Origin of the sequence: Streptococcus loxodontisalivarius, from assembly GCF_016908645.1 — a bacterium.
Classification (GTDB): domain Bacteria; phylum Bacillota; class Bacilli; order Lactobacillales; family Streptococcaceae; genus Streptococcus; species Streptococcus loxodontisalivarius.
This window is the reverse complement of sequence record NZ_JAFBEH010000021.1, coordinates 1-11,965: the sequence shown is the minus strand read 5'-3', so window position 1 is coordinate 11,965 and position 11,965 is coordinate 1. Positions and strand designations below refer to the sequence as shown.

Below are 11,965 nucleotides of genomic sequence, written 5' to 3'. Positions count from 1 at the left end.
TCTATGAAAACGGCACGTTTTTTCTGGTTTTATTTTAAAAAGCACAAGATTGCTATGTCAGTTATCGTAGTTGCTATTATCATTTCGACACTCTTGCAGGTTTTGGCACCCGTTTATATGGGGCAGGCTATTGCGGATTTGTCGACAGTTGCGACGACTTTTGCTGAGACTGGACAGACTGACCTATCTAACTTCTGGTCTATCATGCTTAAGCTTTTCCTAGCTTATCTCTTTACCTCAGTCTCAATGGCTATTTACACCCTCCTTTTCTCACGTATCGTTGCCTTTTCAACCCACCGTATGCGTAAGGGACTCTTTGGAAAATTGGGGCGTTTGACAGTTGCCTTCTTTGACCAACACCAAGATGGTGATATTCTATCTCGTTTTACCAGTGATTTGGATAATATCCAAAACTCACTCAACCAGTCACTCGCTTCAGTTATCCAGAACGTTATCCTCTATATTGGACTTTTGATTGTCATGTTTGTGCAGGATGTCCGTCTGGCTTGGGTAACTGTTGCAACAACACCGATTGCCCTCCTTGTTCTTATCTTTATTGTTCGAATGGCTCGTAAGTACACAGATATTCAACAAAAAGAAGTTGGTGGGCTCAATGCCTATATGGATGAAAAGATCTCAGGTCAAAAAGCCATTATCGTCCAAGGTCTTCAAGAAGATGCTATCAAGGGCTTTATGGAAAGAAATGACCGTGTCCGTAAGGCAACCTTCCGTGGTCGTCTTTTCTCTGGGCTACTCTTTCCTATCATGAATGGGATGAGTTTGGTCAATACAGCCATCGTTATCTTTGCAGGCTCTGCTATTTTGCTTAATGATAAGAGTATGACAACGGCAGCAGCGCTGGGTATGGTCGTTACCTTTGTTCAGTTTTCACAGCAATACTACCAACCAATCATGCAGGTAGCTGCTAGCTGGGGTGAGCTCCAACTTGCCTTTACAGGTGCTGAGCGTATCCAGGAAATGTTTGACGAAAAAGAAGAAGTTCGTCCTGAAAATGGTCCTAAGTTTACAGAACTCAAGGAAGGTGTGGAGATCAAAGATATCACCTTTGGCTACCTTCCAGGTCAGAAAGTCCTTCAAAATGTCTCTATCTCAGCTCCAAAAGGTAAGATGGTTGCCGTTGTAGGTCCGACGGGTTCTGGTAAGACAACCATCATGAATTTGATTAACCGTTTCTACGATGTGGATGGTGGAGCTATCGAGTTTGATGGCATTGACATTCGTGACTATGATTTGGATAGTCTGCGTGAAAATGTTGGTATCGTTCTTCAGGAGTCAGTTCTCTTCTCAGGAACGATTGCGGAGAATATCCGTTTTGGAAATGAAAAAGTGACTGATGAAATGGTGGAAACTGCTGCGCGTGCGACGCATATTCACGACTTTATCATGAGTCTGCCTGACGGCTACGACACTTATGTAACTGATGATGAGAATGTCTTCTCAACTGGTCAAAAACAGTTGATTTCGATTGCTCGTACGCTATTGACAGACCCACAGGTCTTGATTTTGGATGAGGCAACATCAAACGTTGATACCGTGACAGAAGCTAAGATTCAAAAAGCCATGGAAGCCATCGTGGCAGGACGTACTAGCTTTGTCATCGCTCACCGTCTGAAAACAATCCTCAATGCAGATGAAATCATCGTTCTGAAAGATGGAAAAGTCCTCGAACAAGGAAATCATTTCCAATTGTTGGAACAAAAAGGATTCTACGCTGAGCTTTATCACAACCAATTTGTTTTTGAATAAGAAAAAAGCGCCGCTGGCGCTTTTTCAGAATGTAGACAAACCTAGTTTACAACAAAATTTAAAATCAAAGCTCTGCTTACTTAAAATAAATCTTCCGATTTCATGCGAGCGTTAGCGAGCACCTCAAGATACTTCCGCCGTGATGAAAGTGTAAGAAACGCCTATGAAAAAGTATTTCTTACACTCGGAATATTTGAGACACTTGGCTCAAATATTAGTCATGGAATTCCGTAGGAAGTCGCTGACGTCCGACATCACTTAAGGAAAGTATCGAAAAAAGATTTTGTCTTCAACCAAAAAGCGCCACTGGCGCTTTTTTTAGTCGATGTGTTTTGTTTTAGTTTTGTTGAGCCATGCGTAGGCGATTCCGATAATGACACCGCCACCGATCCAGTTACCGAAGAAGACAACAATCCATTGACGGAGAACGTTTAGGATGTTAAGGCCTTTGATTCCTTCGATGTGGCTGAAGGCTGCAAGCATGAATGATGCGAAGTTGGCAACCAAGTGTTCATTTACAAGGAAAACGAACATAAAGATGGCTGAGATAACGATTGGAAGTTTTGCTGACTCTTCTTTGATAAGGATATAAGCCATGATAGCAACGTTTACGAAGATATTAGCCGTAATTCCTTCTGTGAAGTTTTGCCAGTCAGTTTTAGCTAGTTTTGTCTGCACTGCATTGACCAAGAAGCTTGTATCTGATAGGTTTTGATATGAGAATGATTGGTTAAATAGCCAAGCTAGGATAGTAGCGCCGACAAAATTGAAAACTGTACAGTAAACCAAAATAGTGATGGCTTTTTTCCAAGTAATGTTCTTTTGATAAGCACCTGCAGTCAGGTACATCATGTTAGATGTTGCTAGTTCACCATTGAAGAAGAGTACATAAGCCAAACCAAAAGCAAAGATAAAAGCAAAGGTATAGCGTGCAAGGGCAGGGATGCCAGTAGAGATAACGTCTGCACCGATAACCCCAACAGCAGTTGACATGGTTAGGAAGGCTCCTGCGAACATTGAACGTAGAGCATAACGTCCTAAACTCTCGTCGAAAAGCGCCTCTTTTTTAGCGCAGGCAGCAGCAATTTTTTCCTGAAATGGATTCATAATCTTTCCTCTCTAATCCTGTGAAGCCAAATCTCCAGCTTCAATTTTCTTGTAGTTTTTGAAAAGGACCAACCTGATAAAATCGTTCACTTTTTCACAAATATTATATCAAAAATGAAAATGATTTGAAATCGTTTTTATAAAAATATTAAAGAATTTTTGAGATTTTAGAGGCTGCATGGTAAAATAAAATTATGAAAAAAGTACTCTTGATTATTGCAGGCTTTGTGAGCCTTTTTCTAGGAATCATCGGAATTATCTTGCCAATCTTGCCGACGACTCCTTTTTTATTGTTGGCTGGATCTTGCTTTGCGGCTTCGTCTGAGAAGTTTGACAAGTGGCTGAGAGGGACCAAGCTCTATGATTTCTACGTGGCTGATTATGCTGAGACCAAGTCTATTTCAAGGTCACGTAAGAAAAGGATTATTGTACAGATTTATATTTTGATGGCTATTTCCATCTTTTTTGCACCGCTATTGCCCGTGAAAATCTTGCTGGTGCTTCTGACGGCTTTTATCACTTACTATCTATTTTACAAAATCCCTGATAAAGAGGACTGAGAGGAGAAAAAATGACTAAAATTCGTGGTTTTGAGTTGGTATCGACCTTTACCAACCAAGAGTTACTGCCAAAACGTGAGACAGCTCACGCAGCTGGTTATGATTTGAAGGTTGCTGTGACAACTGAGATTGCCCCTGGGGAGATTAAGTTGGTACCAACTGGTGTTAAGGCCTACATGCAGGCAGGTGAGGTGCTTTATCTCTTTGACCGTTCTTCAAATCCCCGCAAAAAAGGCTTGGTATTGATTAACTCAGTCGGTGTTATCGACGGAGACTATTATGGCAACCCCAACAATGAGGGACACATCTTTGCTCAGATGCAGAATATCACTGACGAGACAGTTGTCCTTGAAGAAGGTGAACGCATCGTCCAAGGTGTCTTTATGCCCTTCCTTTTAGTGGATGGTGATGAGGCAACTGGCACTCGTACAGGTGGCTTTGGTTCGACTGGGAAGTAAGGAGTTATATTATCGCTAAGAAAAAAACAAATTTTGTTTGTCAGGAGTGTGGCTACAATTCTCCTAAGTATTTGGGGCGTTGTCCCAACTGTTCGTCCTGGTCTTCTTTTGTAGAAGAAGTTGAGGTTCAGGAGGTTAAAAATGCTCGCGTCAGCTTGACTGGTGAGAAGACAAGACCTATCAAGCTTAAAGATGTGGATTCTATTGATTATGCTCGTACCAAGACAGATATGGATGAGTTCAACCGTGTGCTGGGAGGCGGTGTTGTGCCGGGGAGTCTGGTGCTGATTGGTGGTGACCCTGGTATCGGAAAGTCAACCCTGCTTTTACAAGTCTCAACCCAACTAGCTGATAAGGGTACCGTTCTCTACGCTTCTGGGGAAGAATCCGCAGAGCAGATTAAATTGCGCAGTGAGCGTTTGGGTAATATCGATAACGAATTTTACCTCTATGCTGAGACTAACATGCAGAGCATCCGAGCTGAGATTGAAAAGATTCAGCCTGATTTTCTCATTATCGATTCGATTCAGACCATTATGAGTCCTGAGGTTTCAAGTGTTCAAGGTTCGGTCTCACAGGTGCGTGAGGTGACTGCTGAACTCATGCAGCTGGCTAAAACAAACAATATTGCGACCTTCATTGTTGGACACGTGACCAAGGAAGGAACGCTTGCTGGTCCTCGTATGCTGGAGCACATGGTGGATACGGTTCTCTATTTTGAAGGGGAGCGCCACCACACCTTCCGTATTCTGCGGGCAGTCAAAAACCGTTTTGGCTCGACCAATGAGATCGGAATTTTTGAGATGCAGTCAGGTGGTCTAGTTGAGGTTCTCAATCCCAGTCAGGTCTTTCTGGAGGAGCGCCTTGACGGTGCGACGGGCTCTGCCATTGTCGTTACCATGGAAGGGAGCCGTCCTATCCTTGCTGAGGTGCAGTCTCTTGTGACGCCGACCGTTTTTGGAAATGCTAAGCGCACTACAACAGGGCTAGACTTTAACCGAGTGAGTCTGATTATGGCTGTTTTGGAGAAGCGCTGCGGGCTTCTGCTGCAAAATCAGGATGCCTATCTCAAGTCGGCTGGGGGTGTCAAATTAGATGAGCCAGCCATCGACTTGGCTGTCGCGGTAGCCATTGCCTCTAGCTATAAGGAAAAGCCAACCAATCCACAAGAAGCCTTTATCGGTGAAATCGGTCTAACAGGCGAGATTCGTCGTGTCACTCGCATCGAGCAGCGTATCAACGAAGCTGCCAAGCTAGGCTTCACCAAAATCTATGCACCAAAAAATTCTCTTCAAGGTATCGAATTGCCAAAAGGTATCGAGGTGATTGGTGTGACAACAGTTGGAGAGGTTTTGAAAAAAGTCTTTCCTGCTTAAAAAGAATTGAAGTTCCAATACTGTCAGTTATTTGACCAGTTCTGGAGCTTTTTTGTTGTCGAAATATTTTGAAAATAAAACCTTTTGCAAGACAAGACACTCTAAAGATGATATGATGGAGCTAGATTGATAATATGAGAATCAAATGATTTTTATATTAAGGCTGCGATGCTTTTTAAGTATCCATTTTGGAATCAAAGGAGAAGAAATGTCTTATTTTGATAACTTTATGTTGGCTAATCAAGCCTATGTTGCCCTACACGGAACCAAGTATCTTCCAATCAAACCTAAAACAAAAGTTGCTATTGTAACCTGCATGGACTCTCGTCTGCACGTTGCACAGGCGCTTGGTCTTGCCCTTGGGGATGCCCATATCTTGCGTAATGCAGGTGGTCGTGTAACAGAGGACATGATTCGCTCCTTGGTGATTTCCCAACAACAAATGGGGACTAGAGAAATTGTTGTCCTCCACCACACCGACTGCGGAGCGCAGACATTTACCAATCAAGCCTTTGCAGAACATATCAAGACTGAGTTAGGTGTTGATGTTGCTGGTCAAGATTTCCTTCCGTTTACAGATGTGGAAGAGAGTGTCCGAGAGGATATGGCCTTACTCAAGGCTTCGCCACTGATACCAGATGATGTTGAAATCAATGGTGCCGTTTATGATGTTGACACAGGACGTATGACTGAGGTTAAACCCTAAAATTTAACTAAGCTGGAGGTTCTATTTATGGCAGATAATCGTATGACTTACTCTATTGATAGTAATATGCAGTTTCCTCTCGTAGAAATTGCTCTTGAAGCTGGCGAAAGGGCCTATATTCAGCGTGGAAGCATGGTCTATCATACGCCGAGTGTCACCTTGAACACTCGGGTCAATGGACGTGGGGCTGGCTTTGGTAAAATGCTAGGCGCTCTAGGCCGAGCAATGACCTCGGGTGAGAGTTTCTTTATTACAGAGGCAGTATCCAACCAAGATGATGGGAAATTGGCTTTAGCACCATCTGTCCCAGGTCAAGTCATTGCTCTGGAATTGGGAGACAAACAGTATCGTCTCAATGACGGTGCCTTTCTTGCTCTAGATGGCTCTGCTCAATACCATATGGAAAGGCAATCTGTCGGACGTGCCTTCTTTGGTGGTCAAGGTGGTCTCTTTGTCATGACGACAGAAGGAGAAGGAACCCTTCTTGCCAATGCCTTTGGCTCTATCAAAAAATTAGAACTCAAAGGTGAAACCATGACCATTGACAATGCTCATGTTGTGGCATGGAGTACAAGCCTTGACTATGATATTCATTTAGAAAACAGTTTCTTTCAGTCTATTGGTACAGGTGAAGGTGTGGTCAATACCTTCCATGGACATGGTGAAATCTATGTTCAGAGCCTTAACCTTCAAGCTTTTGCTGGGGTGCTAGGAAGCTATTTAGTGACGGAATAGGCAATTTTATAAAAGAATAAATGATACTCTTTGAACTTGGAGCTAAGTCTCTAGTTTTAGGAGTATTTTTTATTAGCTGTAGGTTTTGGAATTATTATTTAGAAAAAAAGACTTAAATAAGCAAGTTTGAAACCATTTACTCTTAAAATATGATAAAATGGGAAAAGATTTTTTGAAATTAAAAAGTGAGATAAAGAATTTAAATGAGAAAAGAGAGAGAGTTCATTCAAAAAGGCTTTAGCTTACTAGAAAAAGATAGATTTGTTTACTTGTTTTTTGCTATCTTTTCTTTATTGCTGATGCTTGTTCCTATAGTGGAGAGGTCTGTCCCGACAGGTTGGGATCTTAGTTTTCACTATAATAGATTTTATGAAACTGCCATGCAGATAAAAGAAGGAAACTATTCCTACTTTACAATGTTGTACGGCTTTAATTCGACAGGACGTATTATTAATGCCTTATATGGTCCACTATTTGCCTATATCAATGGTTTGTTAGTGTTGATTTCAGGTACTTGGTACCGTTACTTCCTGATTTCATCTTGGTTGCTTTACTTCTTATCAAGTCTTAACATGTATATTTGCTTAAAGAAATTAGAGGTAAAACAGTCGTATAATATCTTGTTATCCTTATTTTTTGCTGTCAGCTATCCACTGGTTAGTTGGATGACCAATCAAGGGTTTAGAACATGGGGAATAATCTTTTTTCCACTTTGCTTATTACCGGTCCTCTTGTATATGAAGACTGGTCGCTTAAACAAGTGGGGATTAGCTATCTCGGTTGGTTTGATGACACAGGTTCATTTGTTATCAACCTTGTTTTTACTAACTATCTATCTCTTTGTATTTAGTGCAAGTTGGATAAAATCCTCCCAGAAGTGGGTCGATTTCAAATTGCTCCTACAATCAATTGTGATATTTCTTTTGCTAACGCCGAATATTTGGCTTAGTTTTCTACATCTTTATACAGCCAATGATATTATTCCTGTTTATGTAAACGAAACTTTCTTGACAGATACGTTAAATATGTATGCAAGAACCCACTTTGCTCCAAAGTCTACAGTGATTTTGATGGTGTTACAGTTTGTTTTGAGTCTGATTTGGCTTCTTCAAAAAAGAGGAAGACGCTTACTGTATCTTAGTTTAATCTATGCTATATTTTTGTGTCTTTCTACTAATCTTTTCCCTTGGCAACTGCTGGCAGGAAAGGGATATGGGATTGTTGAACTTATTCAGTTTCCTCATCGTTTCTTTGATTATGCCATCGTTCTTCTTTTGATTAGCCTAGGCTTATTCTTGACTGCTTATCCCCTACCTAAATGGCAAAAAGTATGTACTTGCTTCTTGCTTGCCTTTTCCGTGCTCTATGGTGTGGGGCATGTCTATCTTGGAAGTCTGCGTCGCTATGACAATTTTATGACTCGTGATTATTATATTAAAGTTAGTGTTTCAGAGAGTGATTTTAGACGAGCAGTAAATTCAACTGATTTATCCGAATTTATTGAAATGACAGAAGCCTATATGGCTGATTACCTTCCAAGTTATGAAGAGGGAGGAGTTGCCCTTGATAGCGCGACATCGAAGCACTATTACAATATGTATCGAGCTGCTGTTATTAATAATCCACAGGATTTTAAAATCAGTGTCAACAAGGGCAGTATCAGCTATGAGTGGACTAGTGAAAGTGTCAAGAAGACGACCTTGCCATTAGTTATCTATCACAATAGTCAACTCTCAATAGATGGTAAGCTCTATACTCCTGAACAGCTCCATCTATCAGAAATTGGAATGCCTATTGTAGAGTCACAAATTGGTAAACACAAGGCAGTCCTCACCTACCAAAATCCGATATGGTTACTACCGAGTCTTATTTTGACTCTATTGATGTGGTGTTTAAGTTTTTACAAGTTAAAAAATCATGCTTAAATTGATGAACAGTTGGCTGGTCCGACTGTTTTTTTCGTTTTTCCTATGCTATAATAAGAACGATTGAAATTTTACAGGAGAATATTATGTCAGATAAAATCCGTGTGCGTTACGCACCAAGTCCAACTGGGCTCCTCCACATCGGAAATGCCCGCACAGCCCTTTTTAACTACCTTTATGCCCGTCATCACGGTGGTGATTTTATCATCCGTATCGAAGATACTGACCGCAAACGCCATGTTGAAGACGGTGAACGTTCACAACTTGAAAACTTGCGTTGGTTGGGAATGGACTGGGATGAAAGCCCAGAGACACATGACAACTACCGTCAGTCAGAACGTTTGGAACTCTACCAAAAATACATCGACCAACTCTTGGCTGAAGGTAAGGCCTACAAGTCATACGTAACAGAAGATGAGTTGGCAGCAGAGCGTGAGCGTCAAGAAGCAGCAGGTGAAACACCACGTTACATCAACGAATTCATCGGTATGTCTGAAGAGGAAAAAGCAGCCTACATCGCAGAACGTGAAGCAGCTGGCATTATCCCAACTGTCCGTCTTGCTGTTAACGAGTCAGGAATCTACAAATGGACTGACATGGTTAAAGGCGACATCGAGTTTGAGGGTGGCAATATCGGTGGTGACTGGGTTATCCAGAAGAAAGATGGTTACCCAACTTACAACTTTGCCGTTGTTATCGATGACCACGATATGCAAATCTCTCACGTTATCCGTGGAGATGACCATATCGCCAATACACCAAAACAGCTAATGATTTATGAAGCACTTGGATGGAATGCGCCAGCATTTGGTCACATGACGCTTATCATCAACTCTGAAACTGGTAAGAAATTGTCAAAACGTGACACTAACACCCTTCAATTTATCGAGGACTACCGTCAAAAAGGTTACCTTCCAGAAGCTGTCTTCAACTTTATCGCACTTCTTGGTTGGAACCCTGGTGGTGAAGATGAAATCTTCTCACGTGAACAATTGATTGATCTCTTTGATGAGAACCGCCTCAGCAAGTCTCCAGCAGCCTTCGACCAGAAGAAACTTGACTGGATGAGCAATGAGTACCTTAAAAATGCTGACTTCGAGACTGTCTTTGAACTCTGCAAACCATTCTTGGAAAAAGCAGGGCGTTTGACAGACAAGGCTGAAAAATTGGTTGAGCTCTACAAACCTCAATTGAAATCAGCTGATGAAATCGTGCCTTTGACAGACCTCTTCTTCTCAGACATCCCAGAATTGACAGAAGCTGAAAAAGAAGTGATGGCAGGCGAAACGGTTCCAACTGTTCTTGAAGCCTTCAAAGCTAAACTTGAAGCCCTTTCTGATGAGGAATTTGTTACAGAAAACATCTTCCCACAAATTAAGGCTGTCCAAAAAGAAACAGGCATCAAGGGTAAAAACCTCTTTATGCCAATCCGTATCGCTGTTTCAGGTGAAATGCACGGTCCAGAATTGCCAGATACTATCTTCCTTCTAGGTCGTGACAAATCTATCCAACATATTGATAACATGTTGGCAACAATTAAATAATAATGACCGAGGGGCTGCCAGTCAGCCCCTCTCGTTGTTTTGGAGAGAAGAAAAGAATGTTTCCTGGATTATTTTTAGCGATACTGGCGGTCAAGTGCCTAATTGACTGGCGTGTCTTTAGGCACCTGACTCGTCTGAGATTACCCTTATTATTTTATTGTTCGATAATTATTTTAGAAGGCATTTTTCCTGTTCTGATGTTGCTAGAGCCTTTGATCATGTATTATATGTGTCAGAAAGAATATGGTCTTCCTAAGCTTGATAGTTTCTTTTACAGTCTTTTCCCCTTGTGTATAACAGATATGAGTTCGCGTTTTCTACTATTTTGGGTGATTCCATCTCTTTTGGAAATGAAACAACCGTCTGATTTTCTGCTTCTTCTATCCTATATCTGTGTCTATCCTATCTACCTACTTATCAGTGAATTTTTGGCCCTGGATTTTGAATCTATTCGTCAGATGGATAAGTCTCACAAAAGTACGCACTGGGTTTTGAAAGGTCTGTTAGGGAGTATGACCGTTTATTATGTACTTGTTTATAGTTTCTTTTCTCCTCATTTTGGGCTATTTGCCATGGAACATCAGGTGGAGTTAAAGATTAGTGTCATGCTTTATTTTCTGGTTTTCCTTAGCCTGCTCAGCTATTTAAATAGAACCTGTAAGAACTATCTGGAACTCCAATCTCTTAAACAAAATAGTAAGATGTTGTCGGATATGGAGTCCTACAATCTGCACATTGAGCAGCTCTATCTGCAGTTGGAGGAATTTAAACAGGATGCTGAGAGAGAGCTCTTGGATTTAAAAGGAAGGATAGAAAAAGGTCATCTTTCGGAAATCAAGGAAGGTTACCAATCCTTGCTAGATCCCAAGAAGGCTAGTCTTTCAACTAGTTCAGCGGAGATGTCCTGTCTGATAAACATGCAGGTTTCCCCTGTTAAGAGCTTGGTTTTTGCTAAACTGCTAGAGGCTAACCAGCTGGGAGTTAAGACCTATATTGAAGTACCAGAAGAGATTGATCATTTTCATATGGAGATTTTGGATATAGTGCTCTGTTTATCAATCTTTTTGGATAATGCTATTGAAGCAGCAGTGGAGGCTCCCTGTCCGGAGCTCTGCCTGGCCTTTCTCAGAGATGGTATGGATCAGATTGTTATCGTTGAGAATGCCATGAAAGAAAAAGAGCACTATCTATCAGAACTTTTTAAAAGAGATAAATCAACCAAGGGACAAGGAAGAGGGCTAGGTTTAGCCAAACTATCTGATACCATTTCTAAATACCCTAATGTAAGCCTGACAACCAAGAGCGACCATTATCTTTTTACGCAGACGCTCTATATCAGAAGAGGCTAAAGGTTATTTATATTCCAAAAAATAGGGAACTATGGTATAATAGTCAAGCGTTTTAATTTTTAGAATTTATAAAGGAAGAGAAAAGGTTTTATGGAGAGGATACTGACAGAGATAGCAATATGGAAAAGTGGAGACTTGATTCAAATAAGGTCCTCCTACGCTTTTGTCTACTTCGTGATGCTGCTTAATAGCAGCATTGTCGCAAGTATTTATTCCTTATCAGCCCATGCCAAGCGAGCTTCTTGGAAACTTTTGCTGGCTGCTTATCTCTTTATTTTCCTCTATGTCGAAACCCTTGGACGGATTGGGATTATCTCAAATTTTAGGGAAATACTGCTCTTATTTTCTACCAATTGTCAAGTATTTCAATGCTTTAAAGAGAAAATAATTTTTAGACAGTAGATATTTTGAGATTACTATCTGATTTTTGCACTCATT

General features: G+C 41.1%; 10 protein-coding genes. 9 read left to right on the top strand and 1 reads right to left on the bottom strand.

Going from position 1 to position 11,965, the window contains the following annotated elements; genetic code table 11:
• Positions 1–3: 3 nt before the first annotated feature.
• Entirely contained in the window at positions 4–1,767 is a 1,764-nt protein-coding gene (locus tag JOC28_RS05765; protein WP_205009696.1) for an ABC transporter ATP-binding protein, read from the top strand.
• Positions 1,768–2,085: 318 nt separating this feature from the next.
• Here the strand turns inward: JOC28_RS05765 and JOC28_RS05760 are convergent, their stop codons facing one another.
• Positions 2,086–2,874 (bottom strand): formate/nitrite transporter family protein, encoded by a 789-nt coding sequence (locus JOC28_RS05760; protein ID WP_205009695.1) that lies wholly within the window; start codon positions 2,872–2,874, stop codon positions 2,086–2,088.
• Between the two features lie 194 nt (positions 2,875–3,068).
• On the opposite strand from JOC28_RS05760, the gene JOC28_RS05755 reads away from it, so the two are divergent.
• The 8 genes from JOC28_RS05755 (at position 3,069) to JOC28_RS05720 (ending at position 11,527) form a co-directional block, all read left to right on the top strand.
• Positions 3,069–3,434 carry a YbaN family protein gene (locus JOC28_RS05755; RefSeq protein ID WP_205009694.1) on the top strand — a complete coding sequence of 122 codons (366 nt, stop codon included), beginning with the start codon at positions 3,069–3,071 and terminating at the stop codon, positions 3,432–3,434.
• Positions 3,435–3,445: 11 nt separating this feature from the next.
• Positions 3,446–3,892, top strand: coding sequence for a dUTP diphosphatase (locus JOC28_RS05750; RefSeq protein ID WP_205009693.1), 447 nt, complete (start codon positions 3,446–3,448; stop codon positions 3,890–3,892).
• A gap of 11 nt (positions 3,893–3,903) precedes the next feature.
• The gene (gene radA / locus JOC28_RS05745) at positions 3,904–5,268 is read left to right on the top strand and encodes a DNA repair protein RadA (RefSeq protein ID WP_205009722.1); all 1,365 of its coding nucleotides are present in this window, start codon (positions 3,904–3,906) and stop codon (positions 5,266–5,268) included.
• A gap of 208 nt (positions 5,269–5,476) precedes the next feature.
• Positions 5,477–5,974 carry a beta-class carbonic anhydrase gene (locus JOC28_RS05740; protein ID WP_205009692.1) on the top strand — a complete coding sequence of 166 codons (498 nt, stop codon included), beginning with the start codon at positions 5,477–5,479 and terminating at the stop codon, positions 5,972–5,974.
• A 27-nt stretch (positions 5,975–6,001) separates the two neighbouring features.
• A complete protein-coding gene (locus tag JOC28_RS05735) occupies positions 6,002–6,709 on the top strand; it encodes a TIGR00266 family protein (protein ID WP_205009691.1) in 708 nt (235 codons plus the stop codon).
• Between the two features lie 203 nt (positions 6,710–6,912).
• Positions 6,913–8,634: a hypothetical protein gene (locus JOC28_RS05730; protein ID WP_205009690.1), complete on the top strand. Its 1,722-nt coding sequence runs from the start codon at positions 6,913–6,915 to the stop codon at positions 8,632–8,634.
• Positions 8,635–8,720: 86 nt separating this feature from the next.
• Entirely contained in the window at positions 8,721–10,178 is a 1,458-nt protein-coding gene (gltX, locus tag JOC28_RS05725; protein ID WP_205009689.1) for a glutamate--tRNA ligase, read from the top strand.
• 512 nt (positions 10,179–10,690) lie between these two features.
• Positions 10,691–11,527: a GHKL domain-containing protein gene (locus JOC28_RS05720; RefSeq protein WP_205009688.1), complete on the top strand. Its 837-nt coding sequence runs from the start codon at positions 10,691–10,693 to the stop codon at positions 11,525–11,527.
• Positions 11,528–11,965: the final 438 nt, after the last annotated feature.

Excerpts from the sequence above, each read along its gene's own strand:
- JOC28_RS05765 (WP_205009696.1), top strand. The coding sequence starts at position 4 with ATGAAAACGGCACGTTTTTTCTGGTTTTATTTTAAAAAGCACAAGATT.
- JOC28_RS05760 (WP_205009695.1), bottom strand. The coding sequence starts at position 2,874 with ATGAATCCATTTCAGGAAAAAATTGCTGCTGCCTGCGCTAAAAAAGAG.
- JOC28_RS05755 (WP_205009694.1), top strand. The coding sequence starts at position 3,069 with ATGAAAAAAGTACTCTTGATTATTGCAGGCTTTGTGAGCCTTTTTCTA.
- JOC28_RS05750 (WP_205009693.1), top strand. The coding sequence starts at position 3,446 with ATGACTAAAATTCGTGGTTTTGAGTTGGTATCGACCTTTACCAACCAA.
- JOC28_RS05740 (WP_205009692.1), top strand. The coding sequence starts at position 5,477 with ATGTCTTATTTTGATAACTTTATGTTGGCTAATCAAGCCTATGTTGCC.
- JOC28_RS05735 (WP_205009691.1), top strand. The coding sequence starts at position 6,002 with ATGGCAGATAATCGTATGACTTACTCTATTGATAGTAATATGCAGTTT.
- JOC28_RS05730 (WP_205009690.1), top strand. The coding sequence starts at position 6,913 with ATGAGAAAAGAGAGAGAGTTCATTCAAAAAGGCTTTAGCTTACTAGAA.
- gltX (WP_205009689.1), top strand. The coding sequence starts at position 8,721 with ATGTCAGATAAAATCCGTGTGCGTTACGCACCAAGTCCAACTGGGCTC.
- JOC28_RS05720 (WP_205009688.1), top strand. The coding sequence starts at position 10,691 with ATGACCGTTTATTATGTACTTGTTTATAGTTTCTTTTCTCCTCATTTT.